This window comes from Luteimonas terrae (genome assembly GCF_004358165.1).
Lineage (GTDB): Bacteria > Pseudomonadota > Gammaproteobacteria > Xanthomonadales > Xanthomonadaceae > Luteimonas > Luteimonas terrae.
Map to the genome: position 1 here is coordinate 119,803 of NZ_SMTG01000002.1, position 16,055 is coordinate 135,857.

At 68.9% G+C, this 16,055-nt stretch carries 13 protein-coding genes and 2 pseudogenes; 11 read left to right on the forward strand and 4 right to left on the reverse strand.

What is annotated here, in order from left to right:
- Nucleotides 1-85: 85 nt before the first annotated feature.
- Nucleotides 86-1,582 carry an aminotransferase class III-fold pyridoxal phosphate-dependent enzyme gene (locus E2F49_RS00670; RefSeq protein WP_133392200.1) on the reverse strand — a complete coding sequence of 499 codons (1,497 nt, stop codon included), beginning with the start codon at nt 1,580-1,582 and terminating at the stop codon, nt 86-88.
- 161 nt (nt 1,583-1,743) lie between these two features.
- Here E2F49_RS00670 and E2F49_RS00675 point away from each other — a divergent pair, with 161 nt between their 5' ends.
- The 6 genes from E2F49_RS00675 (at nt 1,744) to secF (ending at nt 8,058) form a co-directional block, all read left to right on the forward strand.
- Nucleotides 1,744-2,175 (forward strand): Lrp/AsnC family transcriptional regulator, encoded by a 432-nt coding sequence (locus E2F49_RS00675; protein ID WP_133392201.1) that lies wholly within the window; start codon nt 1,744-1,746, stop codon nt 2,173-2,175.
- A 293-nt stretch (nt 2,176-2,468) separates the two neighbouring features.
- Nucleotides 2,469-3,509 (forward strand): tRNA preQ1(34) S-adenosylmethionine ribosyltransferase-isomerase QueA, encoded by a 1,041-nt coding sequence (queA, locus tag E2F49_RS00680; RefSeq protein ID WP_055247049.1) that lies wholly within the window; start codon nt 2,469-2,471, stop codon nt 3,507-3,509.
- A gap of 25 nt (nt 3,510-3,534) precedes the next feature.
- Nucleotides 3,535-4,671 (forward strand): tRNA guanosine(34) transglycosylase Tgt, encoded by a 1,137-nt coding sequence (gene tgt, locus E2F49_RS00685; protein ID WP_133392202.1) that lies wholly within the window; start codon nt 3,535-3,537, stop codon nt 4,669-4,671.
- A gap of 117 nt (nt 4,672-4,788) precedes the next feature.
- On the forward strand, nt 4,789-5,130 hold the full coding sequence (yajC, locus tag E2F49_RS00690) for a preprotein translocase subunit YajC (RefSeq protein ID WP_055249755.1): 342 nt from the start codon (nt 4,789-4,791) through the stop codon (nt 5,128-5,130).
- Between the two features lie 65 nt (nt 5,131-5,195).
- On the forward strand, nt 5,196-7,079 hold the full coding sequence (secD, locus tag E2F49_RS00695; RefSeq protein ID WP_133392203.1) for a protein translocase subunit SecD: 1,884 nt from the start codon (nt 5,196-5,198) through the stop codon (nt 7,077-7,079).
- A gap of 13 nt (nt 7,080-7,092) precedes the next feature.
- Nucleotides 7,093-8,058 carry a protein translocase subunit SecF gene (secF, locus tag E2F49_RS00700; protein WP_133392204.1) on the forward strand — a complete coding sequence of 322 codons (966 nt, stop codon included), beginning with the start codon at nt 7,093-7,095 and terminating at the stop codon, nt 8,056-8,058.
- 408 nt (nt 8,059-8,466) lie between these two features.
- On the opposite strand, the gene E2F49_RS00705 is transcribed toward secF, so the two are convergent.
- On the reverse strand, nt 8,467-9,297 hold the full coding sequence (locus E2F49_RS00705; protein WP_055247058.1) for an inositol monophosphatase family protein: 831 nt from the start codon (nt 9,295-9,297) through the stop codon (nt 8,467-8,469).
- An 86-nt stretch (nt 9,298-9,383) separates the two neighbouring features.
- Between E2F49_RS00705 and E2F49_RS00710 the strand changes: the two genes are divergently transcribed.
- The 5 genes and pseudogenes from E2F49_RS00710 (at nt 9,384) to E2F49_RS00725 (ending at nt 13,857) form a co-directional block, all read left to right on the forward strand.
- Nucleotides 9,384-10,193 (forward strand): RNA methyltransferase, encoded by an 810-nt coding sequence (locus E2F49_RS00710; protein ID WP_133392205.1) that lies wholly within the window; start codon nt 9,384-9,386, stop codon nt 10,191-10,193.
- 81 nt (nt 10,194-10,274) lie between these two features.
- The gene (locus E2F49_RS00715) at nt 10,275-11,171 is read left to right on the forward strand and encodes a phosphate/phosphite/phosphonate ABC transporter substrate-binding protein (RefSeq protein WP_133393394.1); all 897 of its coding nucleotides are present in this window, start codon (nt 10,275-10,277) and stop codon (nt 11,169-11,171) included.
- 137 nt (nt 11,172-11,308) lie between these two features.
- Nucleotides 11,309-12,484, forward strand: a pseudogene (locus E2F49_RS16760) (diguanylate cyclase domain-containing protein); the annotation flags it as partial.
- Between the two features lie 72 nt (nt 12,485-12,556).
- Nucleotides 12,557-13,300 (forward strand): annotated as a pseudogene (locus E2F49_RS16765) (putative bifunctional diguanylate cyclase/phosphodiesterase); the annotation flags it as partial.
- A 284-nt stretch (nt 13,301-13,584) separates the two neighbouring features.
- Nucleotides 13,585-13,857: a hypothetical protein gene (locus tag E2F49_RS00725; protein WP_133392207.1), complete on the forward strand. Its 273-nt coding sequence runs from the start codon at nt 13,585-13,587 to the stop codon at nt 13,855-13,857.
- A gap of 44 nt (nt 13,858-13,901) precedes the next feature.
- Here the strand turns inward: E2F49_RS00725 and E2F49_RS00730 are convergent, their stop codons facing one another.
- Nucleotides 13,902-14,531, reverse strand: coding sequence for an exopolysaccharide biosynthesis protein (locus E2F49_RS00730; protein WP_208004774.1), 630 nt, complete (start codon nt 14,529-14,531; stop codon nt 13,902-13,904).
- Complete coding sequence (locus E2F49_RS00735) at nt 14,521-15,834, reverse strand: hemolysin family protein (RefSeq protein ID WP_133392209.1); 1,314 nt, start codon at nt 15,832-15,834, stop codon at nt 14,521-14,523. The genes E2F49_RS00730 and E2F49_RS00735 overlap by 11 nt, the downstream gene beginning before the upstream one ends.
- Between the last annotated feature and the right edge of the window lie 221 nt (nt 15,835-16,055).

The following is a 16,055-nucleotide window of genomic DNA, read 5'->3' on the forward strand; positions in this document are numbered from 1 at the left end:
CGTTCCAGGCACGATGCGCGACATCAACCGCGGCTGCGCCCGGGCGGACGCAGACCGGGGTCGGCCGCGCGGGCCGCAGACCTTATCAGGCTGCGGCGGCGTCCGACAGGCGCGGACCTTCGCGCAACGCCTTGCCCACCATCGCCACCATCAAGGCGATCTCGTCGTCGCCGATCTCGAAGTGCGGGGTGAAGCGCAGCGAGTTTGCGCCGCCGTGGATCACGCCCAGGCCCTGTTCGCGCAGCCACTCCTCGGTCGAGCCCGCGCCGTAGCACTTGAACTGCGGCGCGAGTTCGCAGGAGAACAGCAGGCCGGTGCCCTGAACCTTGGTGATCAGGCCGCCGAGTTCGGCCTTCAGCGCTTCGAGCGCCTCGACCGACTTGCGCCCCGCGTCGCGGATGTTCGCGCGCACCTCGGGCGTGAGCTGGCCGAGCACCGCGCAGGCGACTTCGAGCGCACGCGGGTTGGCGGTCATCGTGTTGCCGTAGACGCCGCTCTTGTACAGCTGCGCCGCATGCTCGCTGACCGCGAGCACCGACAGCGGGTACTGGCCGGCGTTGAGCGCCTTGGAATAGGTCTCCATGTCCGGCGCGTCGAGGCCTTCGAACCCGGGATAGTCGACGACCGACAGCACGCCGTGCGCGCGCAGGCCGGCCTGGATCGAATCCACCAGCAGCAGGCTGCCGTGTGCGCGGGTGAGTTCGCGGGCGACGGCGTAGAACGCCGGCGGCAACGCGCGGCCGGGATCGCCTTCGCCCATCACCGGCTCCAGGAACACCGCCTCGACGAACCAGCCGTTGGCATCGGCGTCGGCGAAGGCCTGGCGCAGGGCGTCGGCGTCGTAGGGCGCGATCGCGATCAACGAGTTCTCGTCGCGGAAGCTGGCGAGGTACTTCTTGTAGGTCGCGCGCGAGGAATCGGAGTACAGCGCCGGGCGCTCGGTGCGGCCATGGAAGCTGCCCTTGACCACAATGCGCTTGACCGTGCGGCCGGCGTGGCGGCCACCCGGATCGGTCTGGGTGCGGGTGTTGATGTCGGCGATGCGCGCGGCCAGGCCGACCGACTCCGAACCGGAATTGAGGCACAGGAAGTGGCTGAAGGGACAGCCGCCGCGGGTGTGGCCGATCTCGCGGCGCAGGGCGCGCTCGAGCTTCAGCTGCGAAATGCTCGGCGTCATGATGTTGGCCATCGGCACCGGCTGCGCCATCGCCTCGATCACCGCCTTGGGCGTGTGGCCGAAACCGAGCATGCCGTAGCCGCCGGAATCGTGGAGCACGGCGCCCTTGAGCGTGACGATCCACGGACCGCGCGCGACCAGCGCGACGTACGGGTTCACCGCATCGCCGGGATAGAAGTTCACGTAGCCGGCCTGCACGGCGCGGGCCTGCGCGTCCTCGTCGAGATCCAGCAGATCGGCGAAGTCCTGCGTCAGCGCAGCGTGCGCCTCGACGGCGGCATGCGCGGCCTCGACCAGTTCGGGGTGCGTCGCGGCGAAGCGTTCCAGCACGTCGTCGGCCAGGCCGGTGGTGCGGCGTGCGCCGCCGTGGGCGCGCAGCGGGGCGAGGATCTGGGATACGGACATGCGAAACACTCCTGGCGACGTCGTGGAGGGACCTGGCCCGGGGCGCGCGGTGCGCGGCGCTCGGCGGTCTTTCCATTATCTGGACGATTCCGTCGGACGATAGCGACGATCTGCCGAGGTGCCGATAGAATTTCGGCAGATCGCCGAAATCTGGCCTGCGCATGTCCATCGAATCCGCCGACGTCCGTCTGCTCAACCTGCTGCGCGAGAACGCCCGCCTGTCCACAGCCGAGATCGCCCGGCGGCTGGGCCTGTCGCGCACCACGGTGCAGAGCCGCATCGAGCGGCTGGAGCGCGAAGGCGTGATCGGCGGCTACACGGTGCGGGTGCGCGACGACTTCGAGCAGGGCCACATCCGCGCCCACATCATGATCACCGTGCGCCCGCGCCAGACCACGCCGGTGGTGACCGCGCTGCGCGCGATCGACGCGGTGCGCTCGCTGCATTCGGTCAGCGGCCCGTACGACCTGATCGCGCTGGGCGTGGTGCCGACGGTCGCCGCCATGGATGCGCTGACCGACCGGATCGGCTGCATCGAGGGCGTGGAGCGGACGACGTCGTCAATCATTCTTTCGACAAAATTCGAGCGGTAGTTTCCGCAGCCCGCTGCTGACTTGAAGCCCTCCCCCGCAAGCGGGGGAGGGTTGGGTGGGGGCGAGCGGCCCGATCGCGGTATCCACGCCCCGCGCAGGCCCGCGGGTGAAAGCAGCGCGTGATCGAGGAAGGTCGGGACGGTCGGTTCGCCCCCATCCCGGCCTTCCGCCGCGCGTGGGGGAAGGCGCGGATCGCGTCGCCTGCGAGTTCCGCAGAGACTCGGGGGTGCATGCAACGGGGCGGCAGGACACGCCTTCATTACAATGTCCGCCCGCAAACCCCCGTCCGACCCTTGAAGAAGTCCGACTTCCATTTCGACCTGCCCGAACACCTGATCGCCCAGGCCCCGCTGGCCGAGCGTTCGGCGAGCCGGCTGCTGGTCGTGCCGCCGGGGCAGGGCAGCTTCGACGATCGCCAGGTCCGTGACCTGCCGGATCTGCTGCAGCCGGGCGACCTGCTGATCTTCAACGACACGCGGGTGATCCCCGCCCGCTTGTTCGGCCAGAAGGACAGCGGCGGGCGCGTGGAAATCCTGATCGAGCGGCTGCTGCCGGACAACGAGGCGCGGGCGCAGATCGGTGCCAGCAAATCGCCCAGGCCCGGCGGACGCATCCAGCTCGATGCCGGCGGCAGCGCCGAGGTGATCTCGCGCGACGAGGGCTTCTATCACCTGCGCTTCGAGCTCGACGACACGCTCGAATCCTGGCTGCTCAAGGCCGGGCGCATGCCGTTGCCGCCCTACATCCGCCGCGAACCGGGGCAGGACGACGCCGAGCGCTACCAGACCGTGTTCGCGCGCGAGGTCGGCGCGGTCGCCGCGCCCACCGCCGGCCTGCATTTCGACGACGCGCTGCTGGCGCGCCTGCGCGAGCGCGGCGTGCAGTTCGGTCACGTCACGCTGCATGTCGGCGCGGGCACCTTCCTGCCCATGCGCGTCGAGGACGTGCGCGAGCACCGCATGCACAGCGAGTGGCTCAATGTCGGCGCCGAACTCGTCGCGCAGATCCGCCGCACGCGAGAGGCGGGCGGTCGCGTGATCGCGGTCGGCACCACGGTCGTGCGTGCGCTGGAGAGCGCCAGCGTCGACGGCGAACTGCATCCCTTCGCCGGCGAGACGCAGATCTTCATCTTCCCCGGCTACCGCATCCGCAGCGTCGACGCGATGGTGACCAACTTCCATCTGTCCGAATCCACGCTGCTGATGCTGGTCTCGGCCTTCGCCGGCAAGGACCGCGTGTTCGCGGCCTACGACCATGCCGTGCAGGCGGAATACCGCTTCTTCTCCTATGGCGACGCGATGCTGCTGTGGGGCGCGCACGCGCCCGCCGCCTGACCGTTACCCGCGTCCACGAGTGTCCATGTCCAGATTGCAGTTCGAGCTGATCACCACCGATGGCGTCGCCCGTCGCGGCCGCCTGACGTTCCCGCGCGGCACCATCGAAACCCCGGCCTTCATGCCGGTCGGCACCTACGGCACGGTCAAGGGCGTGCTGCCCGAGCAGGTGCGCGCGCTGGGCGCGGAGATCATTCTCGGCAACACCTTCCATCTGTATCTCCGCCCGGGTCTCGAGGTCATCGAAGCGCACGGCGGCCTGCACGGCTTCGCGCGCTGGCACAAGCCGATCCTCACCGATTCCGGCGGTTTCCAGGTCTTCTCGCTGGCGCACAAGCGCAAGATCACCGAGGAAGGCGTGACCTTCGCCGCGCCGACCGATGGCGCGAAGGTGTTCCTCGGTCCCGAAGAGAGCATGCGCATCCAGAAGGTGCTCGACTCGGACATTGTGATGATCTTCGACGAGTGCCCGCCGGTGCAGATCGACGGCAAGCCGGTGCATCCGCGCGTGGTCGAGAAATCCATGGAGCTGTCGCTGCGCTGGGCCGCGCGTTCGAAGCGCGCGCATGAGGGCAACGACGCCGCCCTGTTCGGCATCGTCCAAGGCGGCGTGCACCACGACCTGCGCACGCGCTCGGCCGAAGGCCTCAAGGACATCGGCTTCGACGGTTATGCGATCGGCGGTCTGGCCGTGGGCGAAACCGAGGACGAGCGCAACGCGATGCTCGACCACACCGCGCCGCAGCTGCCCGACGACCGCCCGCGCTATCTGATGGGCGTCGGTCGTCCGGAGGATCTGGTCGAAGCGGTCGCGCGCGGTGTCGACATGTTCGACTGCGTGATGCCCACCCGGAATGCGCGCAACGGCCACTTCTTCACCTCGACCGGCGTGATCCGCATCCGCAACGCGAAGTTCGAGAAGGACCTGCGGCCGATCGAGGAAGGCTGCGGCTGCGAGGCCTGCAGTGGCGGCTTCACCCGCGCCTACCTGCGGCATCTGGACCGCTGCGGCGAGATGCTGGGCCCGATGCTGGGCACTCTTCACAACCTCTGGTACTACCAGACGCTCATGGCCGACATGCGCGCGGCGATCGCCTCGGGAACCTTTGCCGCGTTCCGCGACTCTTTCTATCGCGCCCGGACGGGGAATCCGGACGCCTGAGCCGTCACTGCGACGTCCCGGACGCCGTCACCCCCCATTCACCGGCCTTCCGGGCTGCGCCCGTGCCCGGCCGTGCCATAATTGCCCGCTGTCTGTTTTCGACCCATGGATGCCCCGATGAATCTGCTGGACCTTGTGATCGCCCCCGCCCACGCCGCTGCCCCGGCCGCCGGCGCCGCGCCGAGCCTGCTGTCGACGCTGGCCTTCCCGATCATCCTGATCGCGATCATGTACTTCCTGATGATCCGCCCGCAGATGAAGCGCACCAAGGAACACCGCGCGATGCTCGACAAGCTGTCGGTCGGCGACGAAGTCATCACCAACGGCGGCATCGCCGGCGTGGTGCGCAACATCGGCGACAGCTTCATCACCGTCGAAGTCGCCACGGGCGTCGAGATCCGCGTGCAGAAGGGCGCGGTCGGCAACGTCCTGCCCAAGGGCACCCTGAAGTCGGCCTGATCCCGGTCGCCGGTTCCGTCATCTCTCCAGGCGCCGGCACTCCGCGCGGCGTCCGAGGCAAGGCAATGCTTGAATTTCCGCGCTGGAAGTACGTCCTGATCCTGCTGGTCCTGGCCGTGGCGACGCTGTACGCGTTGCCCAACGCCTACCAGAAGAACCCCTCGGTGCAGATCACCCCGAGCACGAGCGAGGCCCGCATCGACGAGGCGCTGAAGACGCGCGTCGACGGTCTGCTCAAGGAAGCTGGCGTCACGCCGGTCGGGACCGAGATCGACGAGAACCACCTGCTGGTGCGTCTGCACGATTCGGACGCGCAGACGCTGGCGTCCGACACGCTGCGTCCGGTACTGGGCGAGAATTATTCGGTTGCGCTGAACCTCGCCTCGACCGTGCCCGACTGGCTGTCGAACCTGGGCGCACGTCCGATGACGCTGGGTCTGGACCTGCAGGGCGGCGTGCACTTCGTGATGCAGGTCGACCAGGCCGCGGCGCTGCAGAAGCGCGTCGAGGGTTACGCCGACGGCATCCGCACCGTGCTGCGTGACGCCCGTATCGGCTACTCCAGCGTCGAGCGTCGTCCCGACAACAGCATCGGCGTGGTGCTGACCGAAGGCGCCGACGTCAACGCCGCGCGGACGCAGATCGCGACCAGCCTCGCCAGCGCCTCCGGCCAGGCCGTCGGCGGCAGTGGCCCGCAGATCACGACCGAAGGCAACCGGCTGACCGTGCGCCTGTCGGCCGGCGAGATCGACCGCATCGCGGCCGATGCCGTCGAGCAGAACCGCACAGTGATCTCCAACCGCATCAATGCGATCGGCGTCGCCGAGCCGGTGCTGCAGCGCCAGGGCGAAGACCGCCTGGTCATCCAGCTGCCGGGCCTGCAGGACACCGCCGAGGCCAAGCGCCTGATCGGTGCGACCGCGACGCTGGAGTTCCGCGCCGTCACCGGCGACGAGAACCAGGCCGCGGCCGCGGTCGCGTCGGGCAACATCCCGGCCGATTCGCGCATCTACTACAACGAGGCCGGCACGCCGCTGCTGCTCTCGCGCCGCATCCTGGTGTCGGGCGACCAGCTGATCAATGCCAACCCGCAGACCGATTCCAAGACCGGCCTGCCGTCGGTGGGCATCACGCTCAACAGCGCCGGCGGCAAGCGCATGCTCGACCACACGCTGCAGAACGTCGGCCAGCGCCTGGGCATCGTCTACGTCGAGCGCATCCCGACCGTACGCATCGTCGACGGCCAGGAAGTGCGCTCGGCACGCTCGGTGGAACGCGTGATCAGCTCCTCGACCATCCAGGGCGTGTTCGGCCGCGAGTTCCAGACCACCGGTCTGTCGCGCGAGGAAGCCAACGACCTGGCCCGCCAGCTCAAGGCCGGTGCGCTGGCCGCGCCGATGGACTTCGTCGAAGAACGCGTCGTCGGCCCGAGCCTGGGCGCGGAGAACGTCGAGCGCGGCGTCACCGCGGTGCTCTACGCGTTCGTGTTCACCCTGATCTTCTTCATGATCTATTACCGCATGTTCGGCATCGTCACCTGTCTGGCGTTGATCCTGAACCTGCTGATCGTGGTCGCGGTGATGTCGCTGTTCGGCGCGACGATGTCGCTGCCCGGTTTCGCCGGTCTGGCGTTGTCGATCGGCCTGTCGGTCGACGCCAACGTGCTGATCAACGAGCGCATCCGCGAGGAACTCAGGGCCGGAATGCCGCCCAAGGCGGCGATCGTGACCGGTTACGAAAAGGCGTCGGACACCATTTTCGACTCCAACCTCACCGGCATCATCGCGGGCATCGCGCTGTATGCCTTCGGCACCGGTCCGCTGCAGGGCTTCGCGGTCACGCTGATCATCGGCATCGTCGCGTCCATGTTCACGGCCATCGTCGTGTCGCGTGCGCTGGTGACGCTGATCTACGCGCCGCGCAAGAAGCTCAAGTCCCTGGCGATCTGACGGGAGAGACCCCATGAAAATTTTCCCGTTGACCCTCGTCCCGGCGAACACCCGCATCGATTTCATGCGGTACCGGCACATCTTCATCACCATCGCGCTGCTGGCGTTCGTCGGTGCCTTCGCCGTCATCGGCCTGAAGGGGTTCAACTTCGCGCTCGACTTCACCGGCGGCACCGCGGTGAACGTCCGCTTCGAGAATCCGGTCAGCGTCGACGACGTGCGCGAGCGTCTGGAAGCGGCCGACATCGAGAACGCGCAGGTGCAGACCTTCGGCAGCGGCAACGACCTGCTGATCCGGGTGCGCGCCGCCGAGGACATCGCGCACATCGACGACAACGCCGAACTCGCCCAGCACGTGCTCGAGGCCGCGACGACGGCGGACAATCCCGGCCGTATCCTGAGCACCGAGTCGATCGGTTCACAGGTGTCGGGCGACCTGCGCAAGAACGCCATCTACGCGGCGATCTTCGTGCTGGTGGGCTTCCTGCTGTACATCAGTTTCCGCTTCGAGTGGAAGTTCGCCGTGGTCGCCAGCGTCACCACGCTGTTCGACGTGGCCGTGGTCGCAGGCCTGTTCGCCCTGACCGGACGCGAATTCGACCTGACCGTGCTGGCCGGCCTGCTGTCGGTCATGGGCTTCTCGATCAACGACACCATCGTGGTCTTCGACCGCGTGCGCGAGAATTTCCGCGGCGTGCGCGCCGAGCCGCTGGAGATCTTCAACCGCTCGATCAACCAGACCCTCTCGCGCACCATCATCACGTCGCTGGTGTTCTTCCTGTCCGTGCTCGCGCTGTTCCTCTACGGCGGTGGTTCGCTCGAAGGCCTGGCGCTGACCCAGATGCTGGGCGCGGTGGTGGCGACGCTGTCGTCGGTGCTGATCGCCTGTCCGCTGCTGACCTACGGCGTGCTCAAGGTGACCAAGCAGGATCTGCTGCCCAAGGCGCGGGACGAGGCGGCGCTCGAGCGTCGCCCCTGATTCCCGGTCGGGATCGCAGGCCTGGAAGAGCCGCGCGCAAGCGCGGCTTTTTTTTTGGGCGTCTGTTCGCAGATGGGTAGACCCATCGCCGCAACGTCTGCGCTTGCGACGACAACAGGCGGAGTCGCAGGTGCTTCAGGTGGAGCTGGGGGACGACTGTCTTCCCGAGCGCTCTGGCATGGCGACGGGTTTTCGCTGCGCCCCACCCATCCTGCGGGGCCTGCCCGTGTGGGAGCGCGCTTGCGCGCGATTCCGGGGGCGACGTCAGCGGCTCCGATCCCCGAATCGCGCGCGAGCGCGTTCCCACATGGGATCCCCCGCGACGAGCTTCTACGGACGCGGCCCACGTCCAGAACGCAGAAGGCCGCGCAATGCGCGGCCCTCCATGATCCAGCCTGGCGTGCAGGCTTACGCGAATTCCTTCGCGTAACCCGAATCGACCAGCGTCTTCTGCAGCGGCTCGACGATGCGCACGTTGCCGGCGACGATCTCGCGTCCACCGGCGAAGGCGACGTTCATCGGGCCGGTGGCGCGGCCCTTGAAGTCGCTGATGCGGCCACCGGCCTCGCGCACCAGCAGCACGCCCGCGGCGATGTCCCAGGGATGCACGCCGGCTTCGAAATAGCCGTCGCTGCGACCCGCGGCCACGTAGGCCAGGTCCAGCGCGGCCGACCCGGTGCGCCGGACGTCCTCGGCCGACTCGAGCAGGGCCTCGATCGCACGCAGCTGCGCGCCAACGCGCTTGCGCTCGCGCGGCGCGAAGCCGGTGCCGAGGATCGCGCCGTTCAGTTCCTTGCGCTCGGACACGCGGATGCGGCGCTCGTTGAGCTGCGCGCCGGCGCCGCGGGTGGCGGTGAACAGCTCGTTGCGCAGCGGGTCGAAGATCACGCCGTGCAGCGGCTCGGCGCCCTCGACCAGCGCGATCGAGACGCACCAGTGCGGGAAGCCGCGCAGGTAGTTGCTGGTGCCGTCGAGCGGATCAATGACCCAGGTGTAGCGGCTCGGGCCGCCGCGGCCGGGCTTGGCACCGCCTTCCTCGCCGAGCACCGCGTACTCGGGATAGGCGCGGCGCAGTTCCTTGACGATCGCCTCTTCGGCGAGGCCGTCGACTTCGCTGGCGTAGTCGTGGCGGGCCTTCTCGACGACGTTGAGCGCGTCGAGCTTGTGCATGTTGCGCAACAGGACGCCACCGCCGGCGCGCGCCGCCTTGACCATGACATTGACAGCAGGTTGAAGCATCGCGGACGACTCCGGGCGCGGGCAGGATCGAGGGGAGAAAGAGCAGTGCCGGCGCTTGGCCGGTCGGGCAGTTTACCATTCGCGCCATGCAAGCGCCCCTGAATCCCGAGTCCGGAACGGACACCGCCGCCGTTGTCGGCCCCGCCAACCGCCTGCGCATCGTGCTCGTCGGCACCCAGCATCCGGGCAACATCGGCTCGGCCGCGCGTGCCATCAAGACCATGGGACTGCACCGTCTGGTGCTGGTGGCCCCGCAGAAATTCCCGCACGCGGAAGCCGACGCGATGGCCGCCGGCGCCGACGACATCCTGAGTCACGCCGCGCGTTTCGACACCCTGGCCGAGGCGGTCGCCGATTGTCGGCTGGTGCTGGGCTGCACGGCGCGCAGCCGCCGCGTGCAACTGCGCGAGCTGCGGCCGCGCGACGCCGCCGCGTCCGCGCATGCCGAAGCAGCCGCGGGGGGTGAGGTCGCGCTGGTGTTCGGCCGCGAGCGTACGGGTCTGGACAACGAGGAGCTGCAGCTCTGCCACGCCGCAGTGCACATCCCGGCCAATCCGGACTACAGCTCGCTCAACCTCGCCGCGGCCGTGCAGGTGCTCAGCTACGAGCTGCGCCTGGCGCTGCTGGGAGAGGGCGACACCGCATCCGCGGCGATCGCGCCGGTCAATCCGGCGGCGGTGCCGCATGCCGAGCTGGAAGGGTTCTTCGGGCAGTTGGCCGAGACCCTGGACGCGATCGATTTCCACAAGGGCCGGGCCCCGGAATCGGCGATGCGCAAGCTGCGTCGGCTGTTCGTGCGCACCGGGCTGGACGAGAAGGAGGTGCGCCTGCTGCGCGGCATCCTCGCCGACGCCCAGCGCATGGCCCGGCTGGCCGGCGCGCGGAACGCCGGTTGAGGCCGGTTTTCGGCTAGGCTTTCGGCTTCGTCCCCGCCGCCCGGACACGTCTTGCACCTGCGCCCCTTCTTCGGCTGGTTGATGTCGGGCGTGCTGTCGGCGCTGCTGCTGGCGTCGCCGGCGCAGGCCGCCGAGCCGCGCAACGTGCTGGTGCTCGGACGCATCAGCGACGATCCCAAGGCCCACTACGAACAGCTCAAGCCGCTGCTGGACTACGTGGTGGCGCGGATGGGCGACGTCGGCATCACCGAAGGTCGCGTCCTCATGGCGCGCGACGTCCAGCAGATGCAGAGCTATCTGCGGCGCGGGCGCGTGGACTGGGTGACCGAGACCGCCAGCGGCGCGATGCTGCTCGAGGCCCGCGCCGGCGCGCGCACGCTGCTGCTGACCGAGCGCAACGGCGTGAGCCACTACCACACGGTGTATTTCGCCCGGCGCGACAGCGGCATCCGTTCGCTCGAGGATCTGCGCGGCAAGAGCATCGTGTTCCAGAACCGGCAGTCGACCAGCGCCTACTTCGTGCCCGCCGCCGAGCTGCTGGCCCGCGACATGAAGCTGGAAATCCTGCTCTCGCCGCTCGACCAGCCCGAGGCCAATTCGGTCGGCTATCTGTTCGCGCGCTCCGAACTCAACATGTCGTCCTGGGTGCACAAGCATCTGGTCGACGCCGGGGCGATGAGCAACCTCGACTGGGACAACGCACGACGCGTGCCGGCGGCATTCAAGCGCGATTTCGTGATCTTCCGCGAAACCGCGCCGTTCCCGCGGGCACTGGAGATCGTGCGGGGCGATCTCGATGCCCGCGTCGCCGCGCGCCTGCGCGAGGTGCTGGTCGAAGCCAGTCGCGATCCGGCGGCCGCGAACGCCATGCGCCAGTTCTTCCGCACGACCGCGTTCCTGCCGGTGGACGCCCGCACCCGCGCCGAGCTCGACCTGCTGCGCAGCGGTGCGTCGCGCGTCGTGGTGGACGTCGAATGAAGTTGCGGACCGGCCTGCAGGCCACGTTCCTGGCGCTGGCCGGCGCTGCGGTGCTCGCCGGCCTGGTGTCGGTGGCCCTGGTGCTGCAGCAGCAGGAGCAGGCGCAGCGGCAGATCCTCGCGCTGAGCCAGCGCTCGATGCACGCGCTGGCCTCACAACGGCTGCTGCTGCGTGGCGAGGCGGTCTCGGCGCAGGTCGCCGACGCGCTGGTCAACCCGCTGTACTACTTCGACCTCGAATCGGTCGGCGCGGCCATCGGCAACGTGCTGCGGCAGCCCGACGTGAGTTACGTGATCGTCTACGACGCCGACGGCAACATCGTCCACGACGGCAGTCGTGACCTGGAGCGGTTCGGCCAGCGCATGGACGACCCGTTCGCGCTGGAGGTGGTCGCCGCGACCGCGCAGCACATGCAGAGCGACGGCAAGCTGCTCGACGTGTCGATGCCGATCCGTATCGGCGACCAGCGTCTGGGCGGCGTGCGCATCGGCTATTCGCTGGCGACGGCCAAGCAGGACGAGGACGCGATGGTCGCCGCGATGCAGGCGCGGCTCGACGAGATCGCCCGGCGGCATCTGATCGCGGTCGGCCTGCTGCTGGTGGTGCTGGTGGGGCTGGGCGCTCTGGTCGCGGCCCTGCTGCAGCGGCGGCTGGTGCGGCCGGTGCGGCAGCTCGCCGGTGCCGCGCAGCAGATCGAGTCCGGCAACTACGACGTGGTGGTGCCGGCCGACGATCGCGGCGACGAGATCGGCGATCTGGTGCGCGCCTTCGACCGCATGCGCGACAGCATCGCGCGCCACGACCGTGACATCCGCCGCATGGCCTACACCGATTCGCTGACCGGGCTGGCCAACCGGCTGGCCCTGCGCGAGTCGCTGGACCAGCGCCTGCTGGCGATGCAGGGGGCGGCCGGGCGGGTGGCGCTGCTGTTCGCCGACGTCGACGACTTCAAGCGCGTCAACGACACCCTCGGCCACGATGCCGGCGACGAAGCGCTGATCCAGTTCACCGCGCGCATCGACGCGGCGGTGCGCGAGTTCGATGTTGCCGACGCGCTGCTGGCCCGATTCGGCGGCGACGAGTTCGTGGTGCTGCTGCAGTTGCCCGATGGCGACGGCGCCGATCTGCGCAAGGTCGCCGGACAGCTGGCGACGCGACTGGTGGAGGAAGTCGCGCGGCCGATCGAGGTCGAAGGCCGGCGCGTGTTTCTGGGCATCTCCATCGGCATCACTCTGTTCCCGGACGATGCCACCAGCGCCGCGATGCTGCTCAAGAACGGCGACATCGCCATGTACCAGGCCAAGCTGGCCGGCAAGAACGGGCACCGCTTCTACAGCCTGGCGATGGACCAGGCGGTCGAGCGGCGCATGCACATGGAGCACGAATTGCGCGGCGCCTGGGAACGCGGCGAACTGAGCCTGGCCTACCAGCCGGTGATGCGCATGGAAGACCGCACCCTGGTGGGCGTGGAAGCGCTGCTGCGCTGGCAGCACCCCGAGTTCGGCAGCGTGGCGCCGCCGGTGTTCATCGACGTGGCCGAACAGAGCGGGCTGATCGACGTGATCGGCCCGCAGGTGCTGCACGCGGCCTGCGTGGACACGCAGGCCTGGCAGCAGCGGTTCCCGGCCGCGGCCGACCTGTTCGTCGCGGTCAACGTGTCCCCGCGCCAGCTGCGCGGTGCGGCCTTCGCCAGCGAGGTCGAGGCGGCCCTGCGCGAGTCCGGCCTGTCGCCGCGGCATCTGCATCTGGAACTGACCGAGACCGCGGTGATCGGCGACGAGGCCCGCATCGGCCAACTGCTCAACGCGCTGCGCACCTTGGGCGTGAAGATCTGGCTGGACGATTTCGGCACCGGTTTTTCGGGCCTGAGTCATCTGCGGCGCGTGCCGGTGGACGGGGTGAAGATCGACCGCAGCTTCGTCGCCGACGTGCTGCGCGACCCCGACGATCTCGCACTGACCACGGCGATCATCTCGATGGCGCATTCGATCGGCATTACCGTGGTTGCCGAAGGCGTCGAGAAGGAAGGCCAGTTCGAGGTGCTGCGCGATCGCGGCTGCGATCTGGGGCAGGGGTTCTGGCTGGGCGTGCCGATGACGGCGCGGGAGTTCGATGCGTTGCTGGGATGAACGCTGACGCTTCAAGCTGCGTCCTGATAGCGGTCCCTGCTGTCGCCCGTGTTCCGGGTCTGCCTGCCGTTGTCAGGCCACTGCTTTCCGCCGTTGACGCGCGAACGGCCGAGCAGGCGGCGGAACGCATTGCAGCTCCAAGGCTTCGGCCCGGCGGGGCGTGACACCGGCGCCCGCGACGCCCGTCACACCTTGGCGCGGTGCCGACGGTCGCGGCGATGCCTGACAGTTCCCATCACGGCCCGGCCGATATGCTCGCCCTCCCGAATGCGCGTGGATTCGCGATGGGTGTCTGGTCCCCATTGGAAGTGTTCTGCCTGCTGGCGGGCCTGGTGGTCTGGGCCGTCGCCGGTGTCGCGTGTGTGCGGCTGGTGCTCGCGCACCGGCGCGCGTGGCCGCCGGAAGTGATGGCGGTCGGGATCGCCGCGCCGGTGCTGCCGGTGCACGTGCGCATGACTGCGCTGGATGCGCTGCTGTCCGAAGGGCGCATCGACGCTGCGGAGTACGCAGCGCGGCGCCGCGAGCTGCAGGACGAAAGCGTGGACTGGCGTCGCTGATAACCCAGCGCCATCTCGTTGTCACGAGCCAGCGGGATGCACCGCTAGAACAACCGGCCCAGCCAGTCGCCGGCAGCCGTCGCCAGGGCGCCGCTGAGCACGCCGAAGAACCCGATGGCGACGGCGCCGCCGACCCAGGCCCACACCATCAGCGCGCCGTCGCGTTCCAGCAGCGCGAGCGCGTAGGCCAGCAGCAGCAGGCCGAACACGTAGTTGGTGAACGGAATCGGCAGCGCCAGCAGCACGCCGAGCAGCACCAGCTGCAGCCCGGTGAACATGATCGCGGCGCGGTGGTCCAGCACGCCCGGCAGACGCGGGCGACTGAAGCGCTCGAGGCGGCGGAACCAGGGCTCCAGCACGATCTCGAACCGTTGCACGGCGCTGCGATGCGGGCCGCGTTCGGCCAGCCAGGCCGGCAGCCACGGCTTGCGCAGCCCGATCAGCAACTGCGCACCGACCAGCACGACCAGCGGGCCGCCGATCGCGCCGCCGACACCCGGTATCGGGATGAAGGCGGGCAGGGTGGCGACGAACAGCATCATGCCGAACACCCGCTTGCCCAGACCGGTCAGCAGGTCGGCGAAACGCAGCTGGTCGCCCGGTTCACCGAGCGCCATCGCCGCGAGCAAGTCGCGCGTGCCTGCTTCCTCGCGCGAGCCGACGTCAGGCGTCATCGGCGACCACGTCCGCATCGGACCGGCGCTGCAGCAGTAGCTTGTCGACCCGCGGTCCGTCGAGATCGACGATCTCGATGCGCCAGTGATTCCATTCGAAGTGTTCGGCGACGTTGGGAATGCGGCCGAAGCGCGCGATCGTCATGCCGGCGGCGGTGTGGAAGATGTGCTCGTCCTCGCCCGGCAGGTCGCCGCCGCCGAGCAGTTCGCGCAGGGTTTCGACCGGCAGCGTGCCGTCGACCAGCATCGAGCCGTCCTCGCGTTGCACCACCAGCGGCGTCGCGTCCAGACCGCTGCTCTGGGTGCGGCCGATCACCGCTTCCATCACGTCGTTGAGCGTCACCATGCCGGTGATGTCGCCGTATTCGTCGACCACCAGCGCCAGCGACTGCTGGTTCTCGCGCAGGATCTCCAGCAGCTTCATCGCAGGCGTCGACTCGGACACGAACAGCGGTTCGCGCAGGTACTTGAAGAGGTCGAATTCCTTTTTCTCGAGCCGGTCGATCAGCGACTTGATCTCGAGCACGCCGACGACGTCCGAATCGTTGCCGCGGAACACCGGATAGCGGGAGTAGGGCGTCTCGCGCATTTCGGCGAGGTTTTCCTCGAAGCCGGCGCCGATGTCGAGCCAGGCGATGCGCGTGCGCGGCGTCATCAGGCTTTCCGCGTCGCGGTCGCCCAGCGTCAGCACGCGGTTGACCATGTTGCGTTCGTCGGCGTCGATCACGCCCTGCTCGTGGCTCTCGCTGACGAGCATGCGGATCTCTTCCTCGGAGACCTGCGCCGCTTCGGTCTTGTCCAGGCGCAGCACCTTCAGCAGCCCGCGCACGCTGGCGCTGAGCAGCCAGACCGCCGGCGTTGCGATGCGCGACAGCCAGTGCATTGGCAGCGCCACCACCGAGGCCAGCCGTTCGGGCGCCAGCAGCGCCAGGCGCTTGGGCAGCAGTTCGCCGAACACGATCGTCAGGAACGTGATCAGGCTGACCGCGAGCACGGTGCCGACGGTCGAGGCATAGCTGCCGAGAATCGGCAGGCTGGACGCCAGCCAGTTGCCGATCAGGCTGCCGAGCGCGTCGCCGCCGAGCATGCCGGTCAGCACGCCGATCGTCGTGATGCCCACCTGCACGGTCGACAGGAAGCGTTCGGGATGTTCGGCCAGCTCCAGCGCGGTGCGCGCGGCGCGGTGTTCGCCGGCCATCTGCTTCAGGCGCGGCTTGCGCGAGGTGACCACCGACATTTCCGACAACGCGAAGAACGCGTTGCAGGCGATCAGGGCCAGGACGATGAGGATCAGTTCGAGCATTGCCGGGGCCTCCTGCCGGAACGGGAGCGATGCGTGGCATCGGGGGAGGCGGCGGCGGGGGACATCGCGGGGGACGTCGCAGGGGGCGGTCTAGAGTCGTCTTCCATCTGGAATATGAACAGCGCAGGAGGCGCGCGGGGACTATAGCAGCCCCCCGCGTGACGGCCGCGGCACCCCTCGGGCGCGCCCGGACTGTGCGCAGGTGTCATCGAACCGTCATA

Coding starts and splice junctions, on each gene's coding strand:
- E2F49_RS00670 (WP_133392200.1), bottom strand. CDS start 1,582: ATGTCCGTATCCCAGATCCTCGCCCCGCTGCGCGCCCACGGCGGCGCA.
- E2F49_RS00675 (WP_133392201.1), top strand. CDS start 1,744: ATGTCCATCGAATCCGCCGACGTCCGTCTGCTCAACCTGCTGCGCGAG.
- tgt (WP_133392202.1), top strand. CDS start 3,535: ATGTCCAGATTGCAGTTCGAGCTGATCACCACCGATGGCGTCGCCCGT.
- yajC (WP_055249755.1), top strand. CDS start 4,789: ATGAATCTGCTGGACCTTGTGATCGCCCCCGCCCACGCCGCTGCCCCG.
- secD (WP_133392203.1), top strand. CDS start 5,196: ATGCTTGAATTTCCGCGCTGGAAGTACGTCCTGATCCTGCTGGTCCTG.
- secF (WP_133392204.1), top strand. CDS start 7,093: ATGAAAATTTTCCCGTTGACCCTCGTCCCGGCGAACACCCGCATCGAT.
- E2F49_RS00705 (WP_055247058.1), bottom strand. CDS start 9,297: ATGCTTCAACCTGCTGTCAATGTCATGGTCAAGGCGGCGCGCGCCGGC.
- E2F49_RS00710 (WP_133392205.1), top strand. CDS start 9,384: ATGCAAGCGCCCCTGAATCCCGAGTCCGGAACGGACACCGCCGCCGTT.
- E2F49_RS00715 (WP_133393394.1), top strand. CDS start 10,275: ATGTCGGGCGTGCTGTCGGCGCTGCTGCTGGCGTCGCCGGCGCAGGCC.
- E2F49_RS00725 (WP_133392207.1), top strand. CDS start 13,585: ATGGGTGTCTGGTCCCCATTGGAAGTGTTCTGCCTGCTGGCGGGCCTG.
- E2F49_RS00730 (WP_208004774.1), bottom strand. CDS start 14,531: ATGACGCCTGACGTCGGCTCGCGCGAGGAAGCAGGCACGCGCGACTTG.
- E2F49_RS00735 (WP_133392209.1), bottom strand. CDS start 15,834: ATGCTCGAACTGATCCTCATCGTCCTGGCCCTGATCGCCTGCAACGCG.